The organism is Rudaea cellulosilytica DSM 22992 (assembly GCF_000378125.1).
Taxonomy (GTDB): domain Bacteria; phylum Pseudomonadota; class Gammaproteobacteria; order Xanthomonadales; family Rhodanobacteraceae; genus Rudaea; species Rudaea cellulosilytica.
This window is the reverse complement of the sequence record NZ_KB899243.1, coordinates 153,793-176,351: the sequence shown is the minus strand read 5'-3', so window position 1 is coordinate 176,351 and position 22,559 is coordinate 153,793. Positions and strand designations below refer to the sequence as shown.

24 protein-coding genes, 1 tRNA gene and 1 pseudogene are annotated in these 22,559 nt (G+C 64.3%); 8 read left to right on the top strand and 18 right to left on the bottom strand.

Annotated features, from left to right (window positions below; translation table 11 throughout):
- Positions 1–36 precede the first annotated feature (36 nt).
- From F455_RS0115310 to F455_RS22210, 5 genes are all read right to left on the bottom strand, one after another.
- Positions 37–525 (bottom strand): GNAT family N-acetyltransferase, encoded by a 489-nt coding sequence (locus F455_RS0115310; protein ID WP_018974192.1) that lies wholly within the window; start codon positions 523–525, stop codon positions 37–39.
- A complete protein-coding gene (locus F455_RS0115305; RefSeq protein ID WP_018974191.1) occupies positions 522–1,355 on the bottom strand; it encodes a M23 family metallopeptidase in 834 nt (277 codons plus the stop codon). The genes F455_RS0115310 and F455_RS0115305 overlap by 4 nt, the downstream gene beginning before the upstream one ends.
- Complete coding sequence (locus F455_RS0115300) at positions 1,352–2,686, bottom strand: dihydroorotase (protein ID WP_018974190.1); 1,335 nt, start codon at positions 2,684–2,686, stop codon at positions 1,352–1,354. Before F455_RS0115300 ends, F455_RS0115305 begins: the two co-directional genes overlap by 4 nt.
- 16 nt (positions 2,687–2,702) lie before the next feature.
- Positions 2,703–2,939 carry a membrane protein insertion efficiency factor YidD gene (yidD, locus tag F455_RS0115295; protein WP_018974189.1) on the bottom strand — a complete coding sequence of 79 codons (237 nt, stop codon included), beginning with the start codon at positions 2,937–2,939 and terminating at the stop codon, positions 2,703–2,705.
- Between the two features lie 75 nt (positions 2,940–3,014).
- Positions 3,015–3,407 carry a hypothetical protein gene (locus F455_RS22210; protein WP_083918982.1) on the bottom strand — a complete coding sequence of 131 codons (393 nt, stop codon included), beginning with the start codon at positions 3,405–3,407 and terminating at the stop codon, positions 3,015–3,017.
- A 118-nt stretch (positions 3,408–3,525) separates the two neighbouring features.
- On the opposite strand from F455_RS22210, the pseudogene dksA reads away from it, so the two are divergent.
- Both dksA and F455_RS0115280 read left to right on the top strand, forming a co-directional pair.
- A pseudogene (dksA, locus tag F455_RS0115285) lies at positions 3,526–3,888 on the top strand (RNA polymerase-binding protein DksA); the annotation flags it as partial.
- A gap of 32 nt (positions 3,889–3,920) precedes the next feature.
- The gene (locus F455_RS0115280; protein ID WP_018974186.1) at positions 3,921–4,490 is read left to right on the top strand and encodes a hypothetical protein; all 570 of its coding nucleotides are present in this window, start codon (positions 3,921–3,923) and stop codon (positions 4,488–4,490) included.
- A gap of 72 nt (positions 4,491–4,562) precedes the next feature.
- On the opposite strand, the gene F455_RS0115275 is transcribed toward F455_RS0115280, so the two are convergent.
- On the bottom strand, positions 4,563–5,012 hold the full coding sequence (locus tag F455_RS0115275; RefSeq protein WP_018974185.1) for a SufE family protein: 450 nt from the start codon (positions 5,010–5,012) through the stop codon (positions 4,563–4,565).
- Positions 5,013–5,022: 10 nt separating this feature from the next.
- Positions 5,023–6,423, bottom strand: a complete 1,401-nt coding sequence (gene cysS / locus F455_RS0115270) for a cysteine--tRNA ligase (protein ID WP_026293427.1) — start codon at positions 6,421–6,423, stop codon at positions 5,023–5,025.
- Positions 6,424–6,665: 242 nt separating this feature from the next.
- Between cysS and F455_RS22205 the strand changes: the two genes are divergently transcribed.
- On the top strand, positions 6,666–7,316 hold the full coding sequence (locus tag F455_RS22205) for a glycine zipper 2TM domain-containing protein (protein WP_169337360.1): 651 nt from the start codon (positions 6,666–6,668) through the stop codon (positions 7,314–7,316).
- A 112-nt stretch (positions 7,317–7,428) separates the two neighbouring features.
- Positions 7,429–7,505, top strand: a tRNA-Pro gene (locus F455_RS0115260).
- Positions 7,506–7,735: 230 nt separating this feature from the next.
- On the opposite strand, the gene F455_RS0115255 is transcribed toward F455_RS0115260, so the two are convergent.
- The 11 genes from F455_RS0115255 to F455_RS0115200 all read right to left on the bottom strand — a co-directional run bounded on the left by F455_RS0115255 (position 7,736) and on the right by F455_RS0115200 (position 20,614).
- The gene (locus F455_RS0115255) at positions 7,736–8,308 is read right to left on the bottom strand and encodes a DUF3761 domain-containing protein (protein WP_018974182.1); all 573 of its coding nucleotides are present in this window, start codon (positions 8,306–8,308) and stop codon (positions 7,736–7,738) included.
- Between the two features lie 255 nt (positions 8,309–8,563).
- The gene (locus F455_RS22200; protein ID WP_018974181.1) at positions 8,564–9,607 is read right to left on the bottom strand and encodes a PIG-L deacetylase family protein; all 1,044 of its coding nucleotides are present in this window, start codon (positions 9,605–9,607) and stop codon (positions 8,564–8,566) included.
- A gap of 5 nt (positions 9,608–9,612) precedes the next feature.
- Positions 9,613–10,914, bottom strand: a complete 1,302-nt coding sequence (locus F455_RS0115245; protein ID WP_018974180.1) for a glutamate-5-semialdehyde dehydrogenase — start codon at positions 10,912–10,914, stop codon at positions 9,613–9,615.
- Positions 10,911–12,074 carry a glutamate 5-kinase gene (gene proB, locus F455_RS0115240; protein WP_018974179.1) on the bottom strand — a complete coding sequence of 388 codons (1,164 nt, stop codon included), beginning with the start codon at positions 12,072–12,074 and terminating at the stop codon, positions 10,911–10,913. Before proB ends, F455_RS0115245 begins: the two co-directional genes overlap by 4 nt.
- Positions 12,071–13,369 carry an argininosuccinate lyase gene (gene argH, locus F455_RS0115235; protein WP_018974178.1) on the bottom strand — a complete coding sequence of 433 codons (1,299 nt, stop codon included), beginning with the start codon at positions 13,367–13,369 and terminating at the stop codon, positions 12,071–12,073. The genes proB and argH overlap by 4 nt, the downstream gene beginning before the upstream one ends.
- Complete coding sequence (gene argC / locus F455_RS0115230) at positions 13,362–14,330, bottom strand: N-acetyl-gamma-glutamyl-phosphate reductase (RefSeq protein WP_018974177.1); 969 nt, start codon at positions 14,328–14,330, stop codon at positions 13,362–13,364. The genes argH and argC overlap by 8 nt, the downstream gene beginning before the upstream one ends.
- A complete protein-coding gene (locus F455_RS0115225) occupies positions 14,327–15,676 on the bottom strand; it encodes an acetylglutamate kinase (RefSeq protein ID WP_018974176.1) in 1,350 nt (449 codons plus the stop codon). The genes argC and F455_RS0115225 overlap by 4 nt, the downstream gene beginning before the upstream one ends.
- A gap of 1 nt (position 15,677) precedes the next feature.
- Positions 15,678–16,778, bottom strand: coding sequence for an acetylornithine deacetylase (locus F455_RS0115220; RefSeq protein WP_018974175.1), 1,101 nt, complete (start codon positions 16,776–16,778; stop codon positions 15,678–15,680).
- Positions 16,779–16,782: 4 nt separating this feature from the next.
- The gene (locus tag F455_RS0115215) at positions 16,783–17,988 is read right to left on the bottom strand and encodes an argininosuccinate synthase (protein WP_018974174.1); all 1,206 of its coding nucleotides are present in this window, start codon (positions 17,986–17,988) and stop codon (positions 16,783–16,785) included.
- 14 nt (positions 17,989–18,002) lie between these two features.
- Positions 18,003–19,016, bottom strand: a complete 1,014-nt coding sequence (locus F455_RS0115210) for an N-acetylornithine carbamoyltransferase (protein ID WP_018974173.1) — start codon at positions 19,014–19,016, stop codon at positions 18,003–18,005.
- A 371-nt stretch (positions 19,017–19,387) separates the two neighbouring features.
- Positions 19,388–20,614: an alkaline phosphatase family protein gene (locus F455_RS0115200; protein WP_018974171.1), complete on the bottom strand. Its 1,227-nt coding sequence runs from the start codon at positions 20,612–20,614 to the stop codon at positions 19,388–19,390.
- Between the two features lie 131 nt (positions 20,615–20,745).
- On the opposite strand from F455_RS0115200, the gene F455_RS22195 reads away from it, so the two are divergent.
- The 4 genes from F455_RS22195 (at position 20,746) to F455_RS0115180 (ending at position 22,558) form a co-directional block, all read left to right on the top strand.
- Positions 20,746–21,081, top strand: coding sequence for a hypothetical protein (locus F455_RS22195; RefSeq protein WP_018974170.1), 336 nt, complete (start codon positions 20,746–20,748; stop codon positions 21,079–21,081).
- A gap of 77 nt (positions 21,082–21,158) precedes the next feature.
- Complete coding sequence (locus F455_RS0115190) at positions 21,159–21,812, top strand: hypothetical protein (RefSeq protein WP_211212335.1); 654 nt, start codon at positions 21,159–21,161, stop codon at positions 21,810–21,812.
- Between the two features lie 30 nt (positions 21,813–21,842).
- Complete coding sequence (locus tag F455_RS0115185; protein ID WP_051084222.1) at positions 21,843–22,181, top strand: heavy-metal-associated domain-containing protein; 339 nt, start codon at positions 21,843–21,845, stop codon at positions 22,179–22,181.
- Positions 22,178–22,558, top strand: a complete 381-nt coding sequence (locus tag F455_RS0115180) for a hypothetical protein (RefSeq protein ID WP_018974167.1) — start codon at positions 22,178–22,180, stop codon at positions 22,556–22,558. Before F455_RS0115185 ends, F455_RS0115180 begins: the two co-directional genes overlap by 4 nt.
- Position 22,559: the final 1 nt, after the last annotated feature.

Genomic DNA, 22,559 nt, shown 5'->3' with positions numbered 1-22,559 from the left:
CTGATCCAGCGCGTCGTTCCTGTTCGCAAGGGCGAGCTATAAAAATCGATACATCACATAGGTATCGACCGGCCCGAGCGTTGCATGGCGAAACGCTTGCGGCACCGTGCCGACGATTTTGAAGCCGTGCTTTTGCCAGAGTTTCACGGCGACTTCGTTCGTGCTCACGACGAAATTGAATTGCATGGCGAGAAATCCTGCCGCACGCGCGGTCGCGAGCGAATGCTCGCAGAGCTTGCCGGCGAGGCCCTGTCCGCGTGCGCGCGGCGCGACCATGTAACCCGCGTTGGCGACGTGGCTGCCGAGGCCGGGTTGGTTCGGCTTGAGCATATAGCAGCCGGCCGGCTTGCCATCGATCAGCGCGATAAAGCAGCGCGCTGGTGCGCTGGTCCACATCGCGCGCGCTTCTTCAAAAGTCGTGTCGGGTGCGTAGCTGTAAGTGTCGCCGGCGGCGACCACCGAGTGAAAGATCGGCCAGACCAAGTCGAATTGGTCGGCGCCGATTTCGCGGACCTCAACCGTCACGGTGTTTTCGCGAAATCGCCTGTCTTGGGCAGCAGCGCAGGATCGATCGGCACGTCGAACCAGTTCGCCGCCCAGTGCACGTGCGGACCGGTGGCGCGCCCGGTCGCTCCGGCGAGGCCGACGATGTCGCCCTGTTTCACCTTTTGCCCGGTCTTCACGTCGATGCGGCTCATGTGGATCGTGGTCGTGCTTACGCCGTGGCCGTGGTCGAGTACGACGATGCCGCCGTTGAGGACCATGCCCATTTCGGCAAGCGAGACGAGGCCCGCTGCGGTCGCGCGAATCGGCGTGCCGTTCGGTACGGCGAAGTCGAGGCCGAAATGCGGTGCCATCGGCTTGCCGTTGTCGATGCGCTGGCGGCCCCACAGGCCGCTGACGCGCGCATTTTCGACCGGGTCGAGGAAGCCATGCTCGAAATCCTCGCGCGCATCGTTGCGGTGACGCGTTTCGGCCACGCGCGCGCGTTCGCGCTCGATGCGTTTGGTCAGCTCCGGATTGGGTGTGACCGTTTGCTGGGGCAGGCCGTTGACGCGCTCGGTCTCGTACTCGCGCTTGGCGATCTTGAGCATGACATCGCTGGCCTTGCCGTTCGAGTAGCGGATATGCAGTTTCTCCTCGGCCGGCGCATCGCGGCCGAGGCCGAAGACGAACACGCCATCATCGCCGACGAGCACGCGACGCCCGGCAAATTCGATCTTCGCGCCCTTCGGCGCATGGCCGACGACGAGTTGGCCTTGTTGCAACTGTTCGGGCAATTGCAGTTCGCGGTCGGCGGCGTGTGCGGAAAAAATGGCGGAGGCAAGGGCGGCAACCAGGAAAACACGCTTCATCGATCGAACTCCAGGCGCTTGCCCAACTGCCTGTCGTCGAGCTTGCCCTCGTGCCAGCCGAGATGGCCGTTGACCCAGGTGGCGACGATTGTCGAGCGGAAAATCGTGCCTTCGAACGGCGACCAGCCGCACTTCGACAGGGTTTCTTCGCGCGTCACCCTGTGCGGCAGGTTTGCATCGATCAACACGAGGTCTGCCCAGTAGCCTTCGCGGATATAGCCACGGTCGCGCACGTTGTACAAGCGTGCCGGCGCGTGCGCGGTCTTTTCAACGATCAACTCGAGCGGAAGTTGACCGTCGAACCAACGTTCCAGCGCGCACTGCAGCACCGATTGCACGAGCGGCAGCCCGGACGGCGCTTTCTCGTAGCTCTGCAGCTTCTCTTCCCAGGTGTGCGGAGCGTGATCGGTGGCGAGGATGTCGATGCGGCCGTCGTTGATCGCGCGGATGATCGCAGCGCGGTCGGACGGCAATTTCACCGCCGGATTGCACTTGATCAGATTGCCCTTGGTCGCGTAATCCTCGCTGCTGAAATGCAGGAAATGCACGCAGGTCTCGGCGGTGATGCGCTTGCCGTCGGCCGGGCCGGGCGCGAACAGTTCGAGTTCCTCGGCGGTGGTGACATGCAGCACGTGCAGGCGCGAATCGTGGCGCCGCGCGAGTTCCATCGCCAGCCGCGTCGACTTGATGCAGGCCTCGCGCGAACGGATGAACGGATGTTCCTCGATCGGGATCGCATCGCCGTACTTCGCCCGCGCCGCGGCGAGATTGGCGTCGATCGTCGGCGTATCTTCGCAGTGCGTCGCGATCAGCGTCGGCGCATCGCGGAAGATCGCATCGAGCGTGGCCGGGTTGTCGACCAGCATGTTGCCGGTCGAGGCGCCCATGAAGATCTTGATGCCGCAGGCGACGCGCGGGTCGAGGCGCTGGATCTCCTCGAGGTTGTCGTTGGTCGCGCCCATATAAAAGGCGTGGTTGGCGAGCGATTTCTTCGCGGCGCGCGCGTACTTGTCCTCGAGCGCGGCACGGTCGGTCGTGGTCGGCTTCGAGTTCGGCATTTCCATGAAACTGGTGACGCCGCCGGCCACCGCGGCACGCGATTCAGTGAAGAAATCGCCCTTGTGCTCTAGCCCGGGCTCGCGAAAATGCACCTGGTCGTCGATCATGCCGGGCAGCAGCAGGCGCCCGCGTGCGTCGAACACGCCCTCGTTCGCCCGTGCGGCGAGCTGGCCGGCGACGGCCTCGATGCGCCCGTCACGTACGCGCACGTCGCCGGTGAAGCGGCGGCCGTCGTTGACGATGTCGGCGTTGACGATCAGGACATCATTCATGGCAAAAAGGCTCGTTTCAGCGGTTGCGACGAAGTGTAAAGGTTTGCGGCACCTCATCGATACCGCCTTCGCTGAACGGCTGGCAGCGTAAAATACGCCAGATTGCGAGCACGCCGCCGCGCGCGGCGCCGAAGCGCGCCACGGATACGCGAGCGTATTCGGAGCAGTTCGGATGGAAGCGGCAGCGCGATCCGAGCAACGGGCTCAGCAGGCGCTGGTACAGTCCGATCAAAGCTAGCAACAGTCGCGCCATTCTGGATTTTCGATCGCGGCGCCGATCAAGGCGCGGCGCAGCATAGGTAATGGTTGCCGTGCGGGGGCGATTGGGCTATAACACGCGACCGCCGAGCGACAACGGGAAAAGGATTATGGCGACATCGAAGCGTAAACCCGCAAGTCCCGCCAAGAAGAAGGCAGGACCGGCCAAGGCCGGCGCTGCGAAAAAGCCAGTGCCGAAAAAAGCTGCGAGCAAGAAACCCGCGAAGGCGGCAAAGAAGCCCGTATCGGCGAAAAAGGTCCCGGCCAAGGCCACTCGCGCCAAAGCTGTCGTCAAACCGCAACGCCCGGCCAAGAAACTTGTCCCGGCGAAGAAACCGGCGGCAAAGAAACCCGTCGCAAAACCCGCGCGCGCCGCCAAGCCGGCGCCATCGCATTCACCCAAGCCGGCGGTCGCAAAAAAGGCCCCCCCCCAGAAACACGCAAGTTCCAAGAAAGGCAACATGTCCGCAGTAGCACCCATTCCAGATACCGTCACGCGCGAAGACGGACGTTACGCGCTCCCCAGTACCGTCGTCATCGAGTTGCCCCCGAACTACCGTCCTTCGGCGAAGGAGGAGTACATGGGCCCGCGCCATCTCGCCTATTTTCGCGCGAAACTGCAGAAGTGGCGCGAGGATCTCGTTGAGGAATCCAAGCAGACCATCGACAACCTGCGCGACGAAGTGCGCGATGTCGGCGACGAAGCCGAGCGTGCCACGCGCGAGACCGAGAATTCTCTCGAGCTGCGCACGCGCGACCGCTACCGCAAGCTGATCGGCAAGATCGACAAGGCGCTCAAGCGCATCGAGGAAGGCCGTTACGGTTATTGCGAGGAGACCGACGAGGAAATCGGCATCGATCGCCTCGACGCGCGCCCGATCGCGACCCTGTCGCTCGACGCGCAGGAGCGCTGGGAGCATCGCCAGAAACAAATGGGCGACTGATCGCCCATTTCGAGCTCCGCGGCGAGTAACCCATGGATCCGTTCAGTTACCTGTCGGTCCTGATCTCGATCATCCTCGGGTTGGCGATCACGCAAATTCTCAAAGGCGTGCGTGGCATGGTGCTTGCGCGTGCGCGCGTGGTTCCCTACTGGCCGAGCTTCGTGTTCGCCGCGCTTCTGCTCGTGATCTCCGTGCAGAGCTGGTGGTCGATTTTCAGCATGCGCCACATACCGGCGGCGGCGTGGACGTTTTCGATGTTCGCGCTCGTGCTCGTGCAGATGATCGTCTGGTATCTGCTCGCTGGCCTCGTGTTGCCAGACTTCTTCGGCGAGCATCCGGTCGATCTTCGCGCCCACTATTTCGCACACAGGAAGCTTTTCTTCAGCTTGTTCATCGTCAGTCTGGCCGTCAGCCTGTTGCGCGGTCTGACCAATGATCATTACCCGATGGGCAGCGCCGACATTGCCTTCCAGCTGTTCTTCCTTGTTGCCTCGGCGGGCGGAGTGTTCATCGCACGCGACGGCTACCACAAGCTCATGTGCGTGACGAGCGCGGTCGTGTTCGCCATCTACGTCGCCATGCTGCACGCGCGATTGCACTGACGCGCCAGCTCACTCAGCGCGGGGCGGGGTCAGATCGTGCAAGAAAGCACGGATGGCGCTGGACGGGAGCGATCAGCCAAGCGCCGCGCGTGCATGCGCCTTGATCGTCTGCAGCATCGCGGCTAGGCCGTTGCTGCGCGTCGGCGAGAGATGCTTGGCCAAGCCGATCGCGGCAATGTAGCTCGGCTCGGTATCGAGGATTTCCTGCGCACTGCGGCCCGAGTACACGCGCAGCAGCAGCGCGATCAGCCCGGAGACGATGGCCGAATCGCTGATCGCCTGGAAGTCCAGACGCCGCGCGTCGCCGCTGGCGACCAGCCAGACCTGCGACTGGCAGCCCTGGACCTTGTGCTCCTCGGTCTTCAGCGCCTCGGGAAACGGCGCCAGCTTGCGGCCGAGATCGATCAGGTACTGGTAGCGCTCGGTCCAGTCGCCGAAGAAGGCGAATTCCTCGGCGATTGCGTCCTGCGCAGCTTGTGCGCTGGTTTCGGCGGGCAGGCGGAGGTCGGGCTGGGCAGTCATCGCCGCGATCTCATGCCGTCGCCGTCGTGGCACTGGCCCGCTTCCAGCGTGGTCCCTGCGGCGTGTCCTCGACGACGATGCCGAGTTCGTGCAATTCGGCACGCAGACGATCGGCTTCGGCGAAATTCCTTGCGGCTTTCGCCGCCTGGCGTGCATCGACGAGTCCTTGTACCTGAGCTTCGTCGAGCGCGGAATCAGCCGTCGCACCCTGGAACCAGACTTCGGGATCGACCTGCAGCAGGCCGAGGAACGCACCGGCGCCGAGCAGCGCTGATTTCGCTTCCTGGCGCGCCTCACGGCCTTCGGCTTTGCGCGTCGCGTCGCCAAGGCGTGAGAGCACGGCCAGCGCTTCGGGCGTGTTGAGGTCGTCGGTAAGCGTCGCAAGGAACTCTTCTGGCAAGTCGTCGGCCGGGGTGGCGGGCACATCGGCCAGGTCGCGCAGCGTCGTGTACAGGCCGTCGAGCGTGCGCTGCGCCTGTTCGAGCGCCGCCGCCGACCAGTCCAACGGTTGGCGGTAGTGCGCTTTCATGAGCATGTAGCGCAGCAGGTCGGGCGGATGTTTCTCAAGCAACTCGTGCAACTTGAACGTATTGCCGAGCGATTTCGACATCTTCTTGCCTTCGATGCTGAGCATGCCGTTGTGCAGCCAGTAGCGAGCGAAGATCTTGCCGCCATGAGCGCAGGTCGATTGCGCGATCTCGTTTTCGTGGTGCGGGAACATGAGATCGTTGCCGCCGGCATGGATATCGATCGTCTCGCCGAGGTGCGCCTCGCTCATCGCCGAGCATTCGATGTGCCAGCCCGGGCGGCCGCGGCCCCAGGGACTGTCCCAGCCGGGCAGGTCGGGCGTGGATGGTTTCCACAGCACGAAGTCGGCCGGGTTCTTCTTGTACGGGGCGACTTCGACGCGCGCGCCGGCGATCATTTCGTCGGTGGAACGGCCGGACAGCTCGCCGTACGCCGGAAACGAGGCGACGTCGAACAGCACATGGCCCTCGGCCGCATAGGCGTGGCCGCCCGCGATCAGGCGCTCGCACATCGCGATGATCTGCGGAATATGCTCGGTCGCATGCGGTTCCACGTCGGGCGCGTCGACGCCGAGGCGGGTCATGTCCTTACGGAAGTCGGCGGCGTAGCGGTCGGTGATCGTGGCGATCGGCACGCCCGCGGCTGCGGCGGCAGTGTTGATCTTGTCGTCAACGTCGGTGATGTTGCGCGCGTAGACGAGCTTCGGGTACTGGCGACGCAGCAGGCGCGCGAGCAGCCCGAACAGGACATACGGACGCGCGTTGCCGATATGCACATAGTTGTAGACCGTCGGACCGCAGACGTACATGGTCACGCGTTGCGGATCGAGCGGGACGAACTCTTCGACGCGTCGGGTCAGCGAGTTGTGCAGGCGTAGTTTCATCTGCCAATTGTAGCGCAACGGCCTCGCATTCAGGTTCGAAAATCCCGCTAAACCCTTGGCCAGACGCCGTTTCGCGGCGATTTTTCCTTAGTCCGCATTCAGCGTGTGCGTGCTGTAATGTCGACCAGTTCAATGCAGCTCGCGCGAACGCCGGGGGGAACCGGTGCCGCACATCTGCTGCAGTTCGCAAGTTCGTCATCGCGGGCGCGATGGCGGGCTACGTCGTTTGGAGTCGCCACAAGATGAAGTTATCCGGCATTCTCATCGCGAGCATGCTGCTGTCCGCGAGTATCTGCCACGCGCAGGACCGCACGCCTGCGCACCCGCCACCGATCGCGGCGGAATCGACCCGTTATGGCTGGGCCGACGTGTTGCGCGTGGACCCGGTCTACGAAGCGATGTCTGATGGCACGCCCACGCCGCTGGGCGACGATGCTGCGCCCGCGCGTGCCGATTGCAACGACCAGACACCGCCTCCGCCCCCGCCGCCCCACGACAACGACCTGACCGATAACCGCGCGGCCGGCACCGTGATCGGCGCCCTGATAGGCGGCGTCATCGGCCACGCCTTCGGCCGCGGCGACGGCAACAAGGTCATGACTGCGGGTGGTGTGGTCGCCGGCGGTGTCGCCGGAAATCGCATCGCCGCGGCGCAGGATCAGAGAACCAACGCCCAACAGCAGGCTGATGCCGAACGCGACGCAGTCAGTGCCTCGCTGCGCGACTGCCACGACGCGCAACGCGGCACCGTGCGCAACTCCGCACAGCCCGAGCGGCGCATCGTCGGTTACGACGTCGAGTACCGCTACAAGGGCGAGATCTACATGGCGCGATTGCCGTTCGATCCGGGCGACCGCATGCGCGTGAAGATCACCGTGATTCCGGTCGAGTAGCCCTGATCCCAGGCAGAAAGGTTGCAAGCGGAGCGGGTCGCCATTATCATGCGCGGCTCGCTGTCGCAGCGCGTCCACCGCGCTATCCCGCACAGACGGCGAGCATCCGAGTCGGGGTGTAGCTCAGCCTGGTAGAGCGCTACTTTCGGGAGGTAGAAGTCGGAGGTTCGAATCCTCTCACCCCGACCACGTCATTTATGCGCGCCTCCATGCGCGCAAAGAAAAGACCGGCATCCCTGCCGGACTTCTCAAAAAAACTTGCTAAAAGCCACCGCAAGCGGTGGCTTTTTTCGTTTTATCTTTGCTTTTTCGACTTCGCACGCAGCGTATGCCGCGGAGTCGGAACCAAAAAAAACGCCCGGACCAGCCGGGCGTTTTCCTTGCTCGTTCGCGTCCACGAACGGACGCTATGGCATCGCTTACTGGCAAGCCTTGCCGTGGGCCGCGTGCGCACCGGCCTTCTCGGCATCGGCCGCGCTCATGTACGAGCCCTGCTTGGTCTTGCCATACCACTCGTCGCCCTGACAATGGTAGACCTTCGACTCGGAGTTGACCCAGACCAGGCCGGGGCCGCCACCGGGCTTGGCCACGATGTCTTTGGCCGGAGTCGGCGGCGTGTGCTTGGTCGACTTCTCTTCCTTGGCGGCAGTCGTCGCAGTGGTCGTCGCTGCGGCCGGAGCCGCCGTCGTCGCGGCTGTTGAGGCTGTGTCCGCGTCCTTCTTCTTATGATGTTTCTTCGTCGTTTTGTCGTCGGTTGCAGCGGCCGTGGTATCCGCGCTCTTCGCGTCGGTCTTGGCGTCGCTCTTTGCCGTCGTCTTGTCCAACCACTCCTTCACGCCCTGATGGCCGCGGCACGCGCCCTTGTGCGTAGCGCCGTCGAAATACGTACCGTCTTTGCACAGTGCGGTGTGGCCCGCCGAGTCTTGTGCATAGACGCCCTGGCACAGCAGCGCTCCGATACCGATTGCCACCGAACCCAACAACGTTTTCATTGCCGTCTCCATTGATTGGTGAGATACGCGCTGGTTAATTCCGCATCGCGCGGTGCGGAGAATGACAGGCCCCATTCCGCTGTCAATCGTCGCCCAGAATGTCGTTCAGGAAGTTTCCGAGCTGCGTTCAGTTAGCGCCTCGGAGCGTTAATTTTTACCTAATTTCACATCGGAAATTGCCGATTTCTCCGTCATGCATGAGCCAGGTGACGCAGCGCTTTCCGGCAAAACGCGCGATAAACGAGCCCGCTGCGCTTAGGACTGTTCGCCGAGATCGATGGCCTGCCAACCGTAGCGATCGAAGATGACGAGCCCCGGTTGCGCCTTGGCGAGTTTGGCGTAGCCGATGGCCGGCCTGGCCGAAACGGGCAGGCGCATCTCGGCTGTCCAGGCGTTGGCTTCTTCGCGCCACTCGGTTGTGGCGACGACGAAATCGCCGCGCGCATCGAGCACGTCGCAGCGTCGCGACGGCGCCACAGAAAGGTGCCACGCGGACCAGATTCCCGGCGCGGTGCCGAGCAGGATCGACACGCGATCGTTGCCGTGGCGATTCTGCTTGGCCACGCGCAGTTCGATAGCGCCATCCTCGCGCAGGCGGGCGCGCAGCGGATGCTCGTCGCGCTGCGCAATGGCGGCCTCGTCGTAGGTCTCGCGCGGGGTGGCGTAGGCGAGGAAGCGCTTGCCGCTCAGCGCCGTCTGGGTGCGATGGCTGGCGATGGCGGCACGTTTGGTTTCGCGTTGCGATTCGCCGAGCTCGAGGACGTACTTAGCCACAGGATTGGCGACGCCGTGCACGCGATAGGCAAGCCGTCGCATGGCGCGACCGTCCTGGAGCAAGGCGAGTTGCACCGCGATATGCGCCGCGCTGTGATCCGGATGCCGGTCGGCCAGTGCCGGAAGCGCGATATGGGTTGGTTCAAACGCGGCGATCCGCGCGCGCAGCGGGGCGACGAGACGGTCCGCATCGCGCATCAGCAGTGAAGTGAGCGCCGCGTCGGGGAAGCCGTGGAACTCGCATGCATCCGCCGCGACTCCGAGCAGTTCGAGCGCTGCCTGCGCCTCCGCGCGTCGGCGCGCGCCCCAGCGCGCGCGTGCGGTTGCGTCGATGCGCCAGCGCTTCTCGATCCAGCGCTGCGGCCAGGGATTGTTGTCGCCGTCGGTCAAGGTGACGACGCGCCTGGCGGCGTCGGCGTCGCGCGCGGCGAGCAGGAGTCCGCCGCAAGCAATCGACTCGTCGTCCGGGTGCGGGGCGATCACCAGCACGCGGTCGGCGGCAGTCAGGCGCAGCGGTTCGCTCATCGAGTTCAGATGCGTGCCGACTCGGCGTGCCGGACCTGGCCATGGCCGCGCACGACATAGCGCTCGATCGTAAGCGACTCGGCGCCCATCGGGCCGTAGGCGTGCAGGCGCGTCGTGGAGATGCCGATCTCGGCGCCGAGGCCAAGCTCGCCGCCGTCGGAGAAACGTGACGACGCGTTGACCAGCACGACGGCCGAACGCAGCGCGTGCACAAACTTGTCCGCCGCGGCGTCGTCGCGCGTTGCGATCACTTCGGTGTGATCGGAACCGTAGCGGCGGATATGTGCAATCGCGCTGTCGAGATCATCGATTATGCGCACGGCGAGGATCAGATCGAGGAATTCGGCGGCGTAGTCGTCCTCGGTCGCGGGCTTCATGTCCGCGACCAGCGCACGGCTGGCGGCGTCGCCGCGCAGTTCGACGCCGCGCTTGTCCAGTTCGGCAGCGACACGCGGCAAAAATTCCGCGGCAATGTCCTTGTGCACGAGCAGGGTTTCGAGCGCATTGCAGGCCGAGGGCCGCGTCGTCTTGCCGTCGATGGCGAGGCGCAGGGCGAGATCAGAGTCGGCGCTCGCATCGACGTAGAGATGGCAGACGCCCTGATAATGCTTGATCACCGGCACGCGCGCGTGCTCGGCGACGAAACGGATGAGGCCGACGCCGCCGCGCGGAATCGCAAGGTCGACGATGTCGGTAAGTTGCAGCAGTTTCATCACCGTCTCGCGGCTCAGGTCTTCGACCAGCGTGACCGCGGCCTCGGGCAGGGCGTGCGCGCGCAGCGCCGAGTGCAGCGCCGCAGCGATCGCGCGGTTGCTGTGGATCGCCTCCGAACCGCCGCGCAGCAGCACGGCGTTGCCGGCGTGGAAGCATAGTGCAGCCGCGTCGGCGGTCACGTTCGGGCGCGATTCGTAGATCATCGCGATCAGGCCGAGCGGAATGCGCACGCGCTCGATGCTCAATCCATTCGGACGTTGTTCGCGGCGCGTGACCTGGCCGACCGGATCGGGCAAGGCGGCTATTTCCTTCACCGCGCGGACGATGTTCTCGACGCCCGCCTCGTCGAGGCGCAGGCGATCGATCATCGCCGCGGCGAGCCCCTTGGCCTGTGCCGCGGCGACATCGCGCGCGTTCGCCGCGAGAATGTCGTTCGACCGCGCGGCGAGCGTCGCAGCCATCGCATGCAGGACATCGCGCTTGGCCGACGTGGAAAGCGCGGCGACAGTCGTACCAGCGGCGCGCGCGGCGAGCGCCAGCTCGCGGATATCCGGCGAGGCGTGTTCGTTGCGCACTTCGGCCGCGGCATTCATGCCGTCGCTCCTTCGTTCAGGACCACGAGGTCGTTGCGGTGCAGGACCTCGTCGCCGTAGCTGAAGCCGAGGATGGTCTCGATCTCGCGCGACTGTTTTCCGGCGAGTCGCCGCACCTCGCCTGCATTGTACTGGACGAGGCCGCGGGCGACCGGCACGTGGTCGCAGACGATTTCGACGATGTCGCCACGCGCGAATTCGCCGTCGACGCCGGCGATACCACCCGGCAGCAGCGACTTGCCGCTCGCAAGCGCGCGTGCTGCGCCTGCGTCGACACGAATGCGCGCATCCGCGCCCGGCGCGTGACGCAGCCAGTACTTGCGTGCCGCGAGCCGTGAACTTGCCGCGGCGAAGCGCGTGCCACGAAACGCGCCCGCGCCGAGCAGGGCGACCGTCTCCGCGCGCGTTCCGTTGAACAGCACGGTCGTAATGCCTGCGTTTGCCGCCTTGGTCGCGGCCTGCAGCTTGGTGATCATGCCGCCGGTGCCGTGCGTGCTGCCTGCGGCGCCGGCCATCGCCAGCACCTCGGGTGTCACCGCAGCCACGGCTTCGACCGGCCGCGCGTTCGGATCGAGCAGCGGGTGCGCGTCGTAGAGGCCATCGACGTCGCTTGCGATCAGCAGCAGGTCGGCGTCGACGAGCGCGGCAACGATCGCGGCGAGGTTGTCGTTGTCGCCAAGCTTCAATTCTTCGACCGCGACGGTATCGTTCTCGTTGATCACCGGCACGGCGGAAAGCCGCAGCAACTCGAGCAGCGTGTTGCGCGCGTTGAGATAGCGGCGGCGGTTGCGCAGGTCGTCGTGCGCGAGCAGAACCTGCGCCACGGGTATTGCGCCGAGCAGTTCCTGCCACAGCGCGACCATGCGCGTCTGGCCAAGCGCGGCAAGCGCTTGGCGTGCGACGAGGCCGCCCGCGTCCTCGTGCATGCGTGCGCGCCCGGCTGCGACGGCGCCTGAGGAGACGATGACGATTTCACGCCCTTGCGCGCGCGAGGCGAGAACGAAATCGGCGAGCCCGCGCGCGTGCTGCGGAGAGAGTTGCTGGCCGCCCGCGGTCAGCAGATTGCTGCCGACCTTGAGCACGGCGCGGCGCCAGGTCGGCAGCGGCTGTTGGCTGAAGCCTTGCGACACCGAAGTCTCCTGGGCCAAGGGCGAGGTCATTTGCCGACGAGCTTGGCCAATCTGGCGCGCAGCTCATCCAGGCGCAGATCCGCCGCCGCACCGGGGGAAGTGCGCGCAGCGAGGCTTTGCTCGGGCGTGCGCCCTTGGCCCGCCTCGTTCGTCGTGGCGGCGGCTTGCTTGTAAGCGTCACGGAACGGTACGCCGGCAATCGCGGCTTCGATCGCGACGTCGGTCGTGTACATCGCCGAATCGATCGCCGCACGCATCGCCTGCGCGTTCCATTGCATGCGCCTGAGCAGGTCGGGCAGCAGTTCGAGCGCGGCGAGTCCGCGCGAGAAGCCATGGTAGAGCCCGCCTTTGGAGAACTGCAGGTCGCGCTGGTAGCCCGACGGCAGCGACAGCAGTTGCTCGATCTCGGCGCGGCCGGCAGCCACACTCGCGTAGCTCGCGCGCATCAGTTCGACCACGTCCGGGTTGCGCTTGTTCGGCATGATCGACGAGCCGGTCGTGTACTCGGGCGGCAGGTGGACGAAGCCGAATTCCGCAGTCGTGAACAGCGACAGGTCCCAGGCGAGACGACGCAGGTCGAGCAGCGCCGTGCCGAGCGCGTCGAGCGCGGCCATCTCGAACTTGCCACGCGAGAGCTGCGCGTAGATCGGCGAGACCTGCATGCGCGCGAAGCCGAGCGCCTGCGTCGTGTGTTCGCGATCGAGCTTGAGGTTCACGCCATAGCCTGCGGCCGTGCCGAGCGGATTCGCGTCGATCCAGGCGCGTGTGTCGAGCGCGCGCTGCGCGTTGTCGATGAAGCTTTCGGCGTAACCGGCGTACCACATCGCGGTCGAAGAGACGACTGCGCGCTGCAGGTGCGTATAGCCCGGCATCGGCAGCACGTCCTTAGCAGCGCGGTCGAGGCAGGACTTGGCGACGTCGACGCACAGCGCATGCAGCGCGGTTAGCTTGGCCTTGAGCCACAGCCGCGTCGCGACGAGGATCTGATCGTTGCGGCTGCGCCCGGTGTGCACCTTGCGCCCGGCATCGCCGAGGCGCTCGGTCAGGCGCGCCTCGATCGCCGAGTGGCCGTCTTCGTATTTCTCGTCGAGAACGAAAGCGCCGCTTTTGAAATCATCGGCAAGCACACCGAGTTCGCGTGCGATCGCATCGCATTCGCCTCGGGTGACGACGCCGATCCGTGCCAAGCCTTCGGCATGCGCGCGACTCGCGTCGATATCGTGCAGAAAAAACTCGCGGTCGAGCACCACGTCGTCGCCGGCGAGGAAGCGCATGATCCGCGCGTCGGTCTCGACGCCGGGTTTTTGCCAGAGCAGGTCACTCATGGGGAATGCTTTCCAGTTCGGGATAGCCGAGCGCGAGGTTGATGTTCTGCATTGCCTGCGTTGCCGCGCCTTTGAGCAGGTTGTCGAGCGTGGCGACGACGACGACGCGCTTGCCGCCCGGCGCGAGCGTGAAGCCGCCGATCTGCACGCCGTGCCTGTTCGCGATATGACTGACCCAGGGCGCTTCGTCAATAACGTCGATCAACGGCTCGTGCTTGTACTTTTGCACATAGCGCGCCTTGATCGCATCGAGCGTCATCGGCTGCGTCAGCCACAGGTTCACCGTCATCGTGATGCCGCGGAAATGCGCCGCGACATGCGGCATGAATTCGACCGGAATGCCGAGATGCCGCGTCACTTCGCGCTCGTGTGTATGGTTGACGAGCGCGTAGGGCATCAAGTTGTCGCGCAGTTTCTCCGGATCGTTCTTGTCCGATGGCGTTGTGCCTGCGCCGGAATAGCCGGAGACGCCGAAGCAGGCAGGCGGGGCGGCGAGCAGATCCTTCAGCGGCGTGATCGCGAGCTGCATCGCGGTCGCGTAGCAGCCCGGGTTGCTGATCCAATGCTGGCCACGGTACTGATCGCGCGTCAGTTCGGGCAGGCCGTAGTACCAAGTTCTGTCGAATCGGTAGTCGGCGCTGATGTCGACGATGATCGGGTCGTAGCCATCGCTTTTCGCCGCATCGATCGCTGCGACGTAGGGTTCGGCCTTGGCGTTCGGCAGCGCGAGCACGACGACGTCGGCGCGCTTGGCCGCCACAGCTTCCGCATCCAATGCTTCGTAACGCAGTTCGCCTCGGTAGTCGGAGTTGTGCTCGGCAACGCGCTGGCCGTCGAGTTCGCGCGATGAGACGAAAACGAGTTCGAGTTGCGGGTGGCGCGCGATCAACCTGATCAGTTCGGCACCGGTGTGGCCGCGTGCGCCGACGATGCCTACGCTTTTTTTTCCTGGCGTGCTCATGCCGCTTCCTTGTTCCCGATTGACGCATGGTCGATCAGCGTCGGCGTCTTTGCGCGGCAGTAGTCGACGCAAGCCGCGATCTCGTCGAAATTCTCGATGCCGTACCAGAACGCCTTGAAGTCCGGCAACTTGCAGCAGCCGTCGGACTCGGCGTAGTAGAAGTGATTGACGGGATTGCCGTGGCGCGAGCGCCAGAACAGCGTTGGCGTCTCCTCGCGCATCACCTGCCACACCGCACGGCCGAGGCCTTCGCCTTGCGCCTCGTCGAGTACGGCGAACTTGTCCAGATAGACGTGGCTGCCAGCCTGCAGCAGGATCACCGCGACACGGTAGTTCTCGCTGACGTAGGCGCGCAGCAGTGGGGTCTTGTCGAAATAGTCGGCAGCGAGCGTGCGCGGAGCGAAACTCGATTCGATCAGCTTGCGCATGCGCGCGAGATCGAGCTGGTTCCACGAGTCCACGCGCAGCACCTTCTCGCCGCGGCGGATATAGGTGCCAGAGCCCTTGTGCGTGAACAGTTCTTTGGCGAGCTCGGCCGGCTTGGTGATCGATACCGACGAAGTCAGCGGCAGCGCGTCGAGCAGGTCCTTTATCTGCTCGATCTTCACGCGCATGCCGCCGTTGATCCACGGCTGCTGGCTCAGGTGCTCGTACTCGGTGGCGAGGTTGATCGAGTCGATCACGTTGCCGGCGTCGTCGAGCAGCCCGCCTGTGCCGGTGAGGAATACGATCTTGTACGGCTGCAGTGCCTTGATCAGCTCGTTCGCGGCGAAGTCGGCGTTGATGTTGAGAATCTGCCCGGCGACGGTTTCGCCGAGACTCGCAATGACCGGGATCGAGCCCGCGTTGAGGCTCGCCTCGATCGCGGCGAGGTTGACGCGATCGACCTTGCCGACGAGGCCGTATTTGTTCGGATTGAGGAAGCCCGCCTCAAACACGCCACCGGTGATCGAGGTCGCGCGTGCATCGACTTTCTGCAGCGCTTCGACGAGCTTCAGATTCTCGGTCTGCGACACGCGACGCACGATCGCGAGCGCCGCCGGCGAGGTGACGCGCAGGCCATCGGCCGTCTCCTTGATGATGCCGGCCGCGCTCATCTCGGCATCGAGTTGCGGGCCGGCGCCGTGGATCACGATCGGCGTGAGACCAACCTGCTGCAGGAAGGCAAGCGAGGAGACGAGGTTATCGAGATCGTCGCGCAGCACGGCGCCGCCGACTTTGACGACGGCGAATTTCTTCGCGTCGAGCTGCGAGAAGCGACGCAGGTACTGGTCGATCTCCTTCGCGCTGCCCATGCTCGAGAGCAGGCGCACGATGGTCTGGCGGGTTTGCGTGTTGGTATCCATTTCAACGGGCCTGCGATTTCAAGATATGCATGTAGCTTTGGGTGATCTGCTGCAATTGCGCGAGTTCGACGAACTCGTCCGCGGTATGCGCCTGGGCGATGTCGCCGGAACCGCAGACGATTGCGGTGTAGCCGGCCTGCGAGAACAGCGAGGCTTCGGTCCAGAAATCGACCGCGTTGCCGATGGTCAGGCCGACTTCGTCGGCGAAATCGCGTGCCTTCAGGCGACGCGCTTCGGCGCCCGCGATGTCGCCCGCGGGCAGCGGTGGGCCGCGGAAGGTTTCCTGGAATTCGGCGGGCTGCGCTTCGAAGCCGCCGCGGAACGTCGCGAGCAACGTGTCGATGTCCATCGACGGCAGCGGGCGGAAACCGAAGCGCACTTCGGCGCTCGGTGCGATCATGTTCGCCTTGATGCCGCCTTCGACGCGACCGATATTGAAGCGCAGACCGGTCAGGCCGCCGAAGCGCTGATGCGACTGCGACTCGACATAGTCGAGTGCGTGCTGGCCCCAGCGGATCGCCTGATGCAGCGCGCTGTCCGTCGCGGCATTGCCGCCCGAAGCATGCCCGGCGCGGCCCTTGAAGTTCATCAACACGGAACTGATGCCGCGATGCGCGAGCACCGCTTCGCCACGCGTCGGCTCGGCGACGACGACGGCGTCGAACGGTTTCTTCTGCGCGAGAAACGCGGCGATGCAACGCGCATCGTTCGCTTCTTCGTCGGTCGTGAACAGGAACGCGACATCGCCATCCGCATGCGCTGCAGCGGTCAGCAGTGCGGCTGCCGCACCCTTGATGTCGCAGGCGCCGAGGCCGATCGCGTGTGTATCGCTCACGCGCAGTTCGAACGGACTGGCCGTCCAGTGCGGCGAGTCGGGCACGGTGTCGAGATGGACGTTGAACAGCACCTTCGGCTTGCCGCGCACGGCGAACAGGCTGACCGCGCCCGCACCGTGATCGGTCACGGTGCAGTCGAAGCCCGGCAGGTTCGCGTGCAGATAATCGAAAATGCCGCCCGTGCCGATATCGCGCGGCGGATTGCGTGTATCGAACGCGACGAGCGCGTGCAGATGCTGCAGTGTGCTGGCAAGCAGGTCGCTCATCGACTCACGAATTCCGGTTCACTTCAGCCCACAGCGTCGAGCTCATGCCGTAGAGGCGGATGAAGCCTTCGGCTTCCTCGACGCCCCAGTCGGCCGATTGCGCATAGGTCGCGCCCTTGGCGTTGAGGATATGCGGTGACGCGATCGCTACTGCGCCGACGCCGCCGCCTTGCGTTTCCAGCGTGACTTCGCCGTTGACGCAGCGCTGCGAGGAAGCGAGGAAAGCTTCGAGGTCGGCCTTGAGCGGATCGTGGAAGAAGCCTTCGTAGACGAGCTCGACCCAGGCGCGCGCGACCTCGGGCTTGAAGCGGTTCTGCAGTTTCGACAGCACCGCTTCTTCGAGCGCGCGATGCGCGGTGAGTAGCGCGGTCAGGCCCGGTGCTTCGAAGATGATGCGGCCCTTGAGACCGATCGTCGTGTCGCCGGTATACAAGCCGCGGCCGACGCCGTACTTGGCGAACTCGCGATTGAGCCGCGCAAGAATTTCGTGACCCGGCAGCTTTTCGCCATCGAGCGACACCGCTTCGCCATTGGCGAAACCGAGCGTCACGCGCAGCGGCGTCGTCGGCCATTCGGCGCGTGGTGCGTTCCAGCCGCGAGCGCCTTCGCCTGGTGCTTCCCACTTGTCGATCTCGCCGCCGGACATGGTCACGCCGAGCAGGTTCTCGTTGATCGTGTAACTCTTCTGCTTGGCGCGCACGCCGAAGCCGCGCTGTTCGAGATAGTCCTGCTCGTAGGCGCGCGTGTGCGTGTGCTCCTTCTGGATCTCGCGGATCGGCGCGACGATGATGTAATCGCCGAGTGCCTTGATCGTCAGGTCGAAGCGCACTTGGTCGTTGCCCATGCCGGTGCAGCCATGTGCGATGTACTTCGTGCCGAGTTCGTCGCAGCGCTTCAGTGCGGCTTCGACGATCAGGTAGCGATCGGACACGAGCAGCGGATACTGGCCTTGATAGCCTTGTCCGGCCCAGACGAATGGTTTGACGAAGCCGTTCCAGATCGCCGGACCGCCGTCGACGGTGACGTGGCTGGCGACGCCGAGCTCCTTGGCGCGGTTCTCGATGAACGCGCGTTCTTCTGCATCGACGCCGCCGGTGTCGGCGAACACGGTGTGCACGCGATAACCGCGCTCCTGCAGGTAGGGAACGCAGAAGCTCGTGTCGAGGCCGCCGGAGAAGGCGAGGACGATGTCTTTTTCGGTCTGACTCATGATCATTTCCAGGGTTACTTGTTCTTGGCGAGTGCGGCCATCACGGCCTTCTGCACGTGCAGCCGGTTCTCGGCCTCGTCGATCGCGATGCAGGCGGGCGAATCCATCACCGCATCGGTGGCCTTGACGTTGCGGCGCAGCGGTAGGCAGTGGCTGAACACGCCGTGGTTGGTCAGCGCCATCTTGCGCTCGTCAACCATGAAATGTTTGTGCGCGTCGCGAATGGGTTTTTCCGGTTCCCAGTTGCCGAAGTAGGGCAGCGCACCCCAGCTCTTGGCGTAGACGATGTCGGCGCCCTTGTACGTCGCGTCGACGTTGTGCGAAATCGCGAAACTGCCGCCGTTCTCGGTGACGTTCTGTTTGGCGAAATCGAGATAGCGCTGGTCGAGCGCGTACTCGGGTGTAGGGCAAAGCAAGGTGACGTCCATGCCGTAGCGCGTCGCGATCTGCAGCGCGGAGTTTGCGACCGCGGTGTTGAGCGGCTTCGGATGATAGGTCCATGTCAGCACGTACTTCTTGCCGCGCAAATCATTCGTCTTGAAGTGCTGCTGCAGGGCAAGGATGTGCGCGAGCTCCTGCATCGGATGCGTGATCGTCTCCATATTGATCACCGGCACGGTCGCGTATTTCGCGAACGAATGGATCACGTGATCCTCGCGGTCGACCGACCAGTCCTTGAACTTCGGGAACGCGCGCACGCCGATCAGGTCGACGTAGCGCGACAGCACGCGCGCGACTTCGGCGATGTGTTCCTCGGTCTCACCGTCCATCACCGTGCCGAGATCGAATTCGATCGGCCACGCGTCCTTGCCGGGTTGCAGCACGACCGCATGGCCGCCGAGCTGGAACGCACCAAGCTCGAAGCTCGTGCGCGTGCGCATCGAGGGGTTGAAGAACAGCAGGGCGATGGATTTGCCCTTGAGATCGTCGCCGAGCTTGTTCTGCTTGAATTGGGCCGCGCGCGCGAGCAGCGCGTCGAGGTCGGCGCGGCTCCAGTCCTGGGTGGTAAGAAAGTGACGGATGGTCATAGATCAGAATTCGTTCAAATGAAGGTTTTGGTTGAGAAGTGCGGCCATGGATGGCCGATTTTGTTCCGGCGATGGAGCGCCGTGAAATAACGTCGAATCGTCATTCGTAAACCCCATTCAAAAATCCAAAAAACAAAAACCCGGCGCGGGGCCGGGTTTTATCGTCGAATCACATGAAAATCGTGCGACAGCTTACCCGGCCGTGTTGGTCGTGGTCGGTCGACGCGCGCGCGAAGTCATGCCTGCGGCCATGTCGGCGCTGGACAGGATCTCGAAGCTGGCGAAGAGCTGGTTCATGGGCACGCAATCATCTGGACGGCCAATCATGCACGCAAATCTTGCGCGGTGCAACAGGAAACGGCTTTTCCCCCTCATTGCAGCATTTCGCGCATGGTCGCCGGATTGCCGTCGTTCGGCTCGGGCCTGATATCCAGCAGGTGGGCCAATAGCGGATACACATCGACATTGTCGAATTCGGGCACGCTCAGCCCGCGTTTGAATGCCGGACCGTGCGCAAGGAACAATGCACGCATGTGCGGGTCGTCATTGTCATAGCCGTGCTCGCCGCCGTGCATGCGGTGATTCGGTCGGCTATGGAATTCCTGTGTCTCGATCAGCCAGCCACTCTCGGGTACGCAGACCAGGGCCGGGATGCGCGGGTGCGTGCCGTAGTGCAGCCGCGCCGGCAGTTCGCCCTTGCGCCAGCATTGCATGTGTCCGCGTGGCGCCAGCATTGCGCGCTCGACTTCCGCTTCGTAGCCCGGTTTGGGGTTGATGCCGACGGCAATTCCGGAGGTGACGAGGTCGATGTGGCGCAGATCGACGATCGAATCGAGGATGACCGTGCGTTCTGCATCGGTCTCGGCCATGCCGTGGTCGGAGACGATGACGAGATTGGCGTTCTTGTACAAATCTCTTTTTTCTAGTTCGGCGACCAGGTGGCCGATGCTGGCATCGACCTCGCGCAGCGCCGCGTCGGCCTCGGTCGAGCCCGGCCCATGATCGTGACTCTCGTGGTCGAGTTGCTCGAAGTACAAGGTGAGGAAACGCGGACGCTTGGCCGCGGGCTGGTCGAGCCAGGCGAGAACCTGGTCGATGCGCTGGCCAGCCGTCATCTTGCCGTTGAAAGGCAGATAGTAGTCAGGCCGGTGGCCACGGATCTCGACGTCGCTGCCCGGCCAGAACATCGTCGCCGTGCGCACGCCCTGCTTGTCGGCGGTCACCCAGAGCGGTTCCGCGCCTTCCCACCAGCGCGCGCTGAGTTCGCTGCTCTTCTTGTAGGTGAAATTACCGAGGACCGGATCGACCATCGTGTTGTTGACGATGCCGTGATGATCCGGATACAGGCCGGTGACGAGGGTGTAGTGGTTCGGAAACGTCAAGGTGGGGAACGCCGGACGCATCGCCGCCGCGTGGACGCCGGCATCGGCGATCGCTTTCAGGTTCGGGCTGAGGCCGCGCTCGAAGTAGTCGGCGCGGAAACCGTCGATCGAGACCAGGATCAGCGGCGGATTGGAGTCCGGCCTGGGCGCGTGCGTGGCGCAGGCGGCGAGAAAAAGAACCAGCAGCGCCAGCGCGGCGCGGATTGCAAGTTTCATGGCTTCGAGGCGGTCGTCGTTCCGAATGCGGCAAATGTTAACCCAGGTGCGTGACCGCAATGTGCCTGGCACGGAAGCCGCGTGAAACTTTTTCCTCGACGCGCTAGTCTTGACGGGGATAGAGTGATCCCATGCCGCGTATCGTCCTCCAATTTCTGCTCGCACTGAGCCTCGTGATGCAGGGGCCGTTGCCCATGCTCGCCGCGGCTGCCGTGCGTGCGCAGGCAGACGATTGCATGCAAGCCATGCAGCACGGCGATACGGGAGAAAAGAAGGCGTCGTGCTGCGTCGGCGATTGCGCACCGTCCGCGTGCCTGCAGGCCTGTATCGCCGGCTCCGCCGTATTCGTTGTGCCCTCTGGCATGAATTGGACAGCATCCGATCTTGCTGGTGCGGCCTTGATGCCGATGGATGTACGTCCACCCGGACGCGACGAAAGCCCTCCGATCCGCCCGCCGATCGCCTGATCCCGACCTTCTCGATTCCGCGCCACCCGGCGCGGCTCGTGCGCGTCCGCGCACAGGGTTTGTCCGAGGATCAAATCATGTTGAAACAACCCGCCGGCGTACTCGCTGGCGTTCTGCTCGCGTTCGCGCAAGGTGGCGAAGCCAAGCCAATCGCGTTCGCCAACGGCACTACCGTGATGGCGGAATACGGCGCCGGCACGATGGAGGAGACGCAGGCGTTCTACGCGCCGTATTACTGGCTGTCGCTCGGTGGCGGCTGGTTGCGCACGGAGAGCGACATCGACGGCCGCACGCGCGAGATCCGCTACCTGCGCGCCAACTATCTCGTGCAGCGCTGGAATCTGGACGATGCACAGGCCAATGTCTTCGCCTGGGGCGGCCTGGGCAGCGCCAGCGGCAACACATTTCGCGGCAATCGGCTCGACCGCAACGTCGGCCTGCAGGTCGACTACGAGACGCGACGCATTTATGCCGCCCTGATGAGCGACCTGCATGAAAGCAGCGCTTACTCGCAACGCATCGACACGCTGCAGCTCGGCTTTGCGCCGTATCCCCACGACTACAAGGATCTGGCCACCTGGTTCGTCTTGCAGGCACGAAGCTATACCGGCGGCCTCTATCGCGGCGTCGAGTGGGCCGCTCTGGTGCGCCTGTTCAAGGGCGGTGCTTGGGTCGAGGCCGGCGTCACCGGCCAGGGCAAGCCGCAACTGATGATGATGTTCAACTTCTGAATGATGTTTGCTTACGAGCTGGAGAAGATCATGTACAAGAATTGTCGTTTTGCCTTTTTTGCCTTGGCTGCGGGTTTCGCCGCCCTGGCCCCCGCCGCTGCGGCGACGATTGAGATGGACGTGAACGGTCTGGTCTGCGCGTTCTGCGCGCAGGGCATCGAGAAGAAACTGCGCGCGTTCCCGGCGACGACCGACGTGGTCGTGAGTCTGGAAAAGAAGCTGGTGGCCCTGTCGACCAAGGAAGGCACGGACATCGACGACGAGGAGTTGCGCAAGGCGCTGACCGATGCGGGTTACGCGGTCAAGACCATCCATCGCGAAAGCGAGAGCTTGGACGATGTACGCCAACGCATCGGGAGCAAGCCGTGAATGCGCCGTTGAAGCGCAACGCCGGATTGGCATTCGCCGCGCTGGTTGTCAGTTCCGGAACGCTGGTCTGTTGCGTGCTACCGGCGGTAATGATCACGCTCGGGGCGGGCGCGGCACTGGCGGGTCTGGTCAGCGCCGTGCCGCAGCTGGTCTGGCTGAGCGAACACAAGGTCACCGTGTTCGGCACGGCGGCGGCGATACTCGCGCTTGCCGGCGTGGCGATCTGGCGTGCGCGCCGCCTGCCTTGTCCAGCGGACCCGGCGCTGGCGCGAGCATGCCAGCGCTTGCGTGGTGCCAGCGCGGTGCTGTATTCGCTGGCGCTTGTGGCGTTCGTCGTCGGCGCGACTTTCGCGTTCGTGTTGCCGCGCTTCGGCTAGC

What these genes read in the sequence shown, in the direction of transcription:
- F455_RS0115305 (WP_018974191.1), bottom strand. Translation starts at nt 1,355, where the DNA reads ATGAAGCGTGTTTTCCTGGTTGCCGCCCTTGCCTCCGCCATTTTTTCC.
- F455_RS0115300 (WP_018974190.1), bottom strand. Translation starts at nt 2,686, where the DNA reads ATGAATGATGTCCTGATCGTCAACGCCGACATCGTCAACGACGGCCGC.
- yidD (WP_018974189.1), bottom strand. Translation starts at nt 2,939, where the DNA reads ATGGCGCGACTGTTGCTAGCTTTGATCGGACTGTACCAGCGCCTGCTG.
- F455_RS22210 (WP_083918982.1), bottom strand. Translation starts at nt 3,407, where the DNA reads ATGTTGCCTTTCTTGGAACTTGCGTGTTTCTGGGGGGGGGCCTTTTTT.
- F455_RS0115280 (WP_018974186.1), top strand. Translation starts at nt 3,921, where the DNA reads ATGGATCCGTTCAGTTACCTGTCGGTCCTGATCTCGATCATCCTCGGG.
- F455_RS0115275 (WP_018974185.1), bottom strand. Translation starts at nt 5,012, where the DNA reads ATGACTGCCCAGCCCGACCTCCGCCTGCCCGCCGAAACCAGCGCACAA.
- cysS (WP_026293427.1), bottom strand. Translation starts at nt 6,423, where the DNA reads ATGAAACTACGCCTGCACAACTCGCTGACCCGACGCGTCGAAGAGTTC.
- F455_RS22205 (WP_169337360.1), top strand. Translation starts at nt 6,666, where the DNA reads ATGAAGTTATCCGGCATTCTCATCGCGAGCATGCTGCTGTCCGCGAGT.
- F455_RS0115255 (WP_018974182.1), bottom strand. Translation starts at nt 8,308, where the DNA reads ATGAAAACGTTGTTGGGTTCGGTGGCAATCGGTATCGGAGCGCTGCTG.
- F455_RS22200 (WP_018974181.1), bottom strand. Translation starts at nt 9,607, where the DNA reads ATGAGCGAACCGCTGCGCCTGACTGCCGCCGACCGCGTGCTGGTGATC.
- F455_RS0115245 (WP_018974180.1), bottom strand. Translation starts at nt 10,914, where the DNA reads ATGAATGCCGCGGCCGAAGTGCGCAACGAACACGCCTCGCCGGATATC.
- proB (WP_018974179.1), bottom strand. Translation starts at nt 12,074, where the DNA reads ATGACCTCGCCCTTGGCCCAGGAGACTTCGGTGTCGCAAGGCTTCAGC.
- argH (WP_018974178.1), bottom strand. Translation starts at nt 13,369, where the DNA reads ATGAGTGACCTGCTCTGGCAAAAACCCGGCGTCGAGACCGACGCGCGG.
- argC (WP_018974177.1), bottom strand. Translation starts at nt 14,330, where the DNA reads ATGAGCACGCCAGGAAAAAAAAGCGTAGGCATCGTCGGCGCACGCGGC.
- F455_RS0115225 (WP_018974176.1), bottom strand. Translation starts at nt 15,676, where the DNA reads ATGGATACCAACACGCAAACCCGCCAGACCATCGTGCGCCTGCTCTCG.
- F455_RS0115220 (WP_018974175.1), bottom strand. Translation starts at nt 16,778, where the DNA reads ATGAGCGACCTGCTTGCCAGCACACTGCAGCATCTGCACGCGCTCGTC.
- F455_RS0115215 (WP_018974174.1), bottom strand. Translation starts at nt 17,988, where the DNA reads ATGAGTCAGACCGAAAAAGACATCGTCCTCGCCTTCTCCGGCGGCCTC.
- F455_RS0115210 (WP_018974173.1), bottom strand. Translation starts at nt 19,016, where the DNA reads ATGACCATCCGTCACTTTCTTACCACCCAGGACTGGAGCCGCGCCGAC.
- F455_RS0115200 (WP_018974171.1), bottom strand. Translation starts at nt 20,614, where the DNA reads ATGAAACTTGCAATCCGCGCCGCGCTGGCGCTGCTGGTTCTTTTTCTC.
- F455_RS22195 (WP_018974170.1), top strand. Translation starts at nt 20,746, where the DNA reads ATGCCGCGTATCGTCCTCCAATTTCTGCTCGCACTGAGCCTCGTGATG.
- F455_RS0115190 (WP_211212335.1), top strand. Translation starts at nt 21,159, where the DNA reads ATGTTGAAACAACCCGCCGGCGTACTCGCTGGCGTTCTGCTCGCGTTC.
- F455_RS0115185 (WP_051084222.1), top strand. Translation starts at nt 21,843, where the DNA reads ATGTACAAGAATTGTCGTTTTGCCTTTTTTGCCTTGGCTGCGGGTTTC.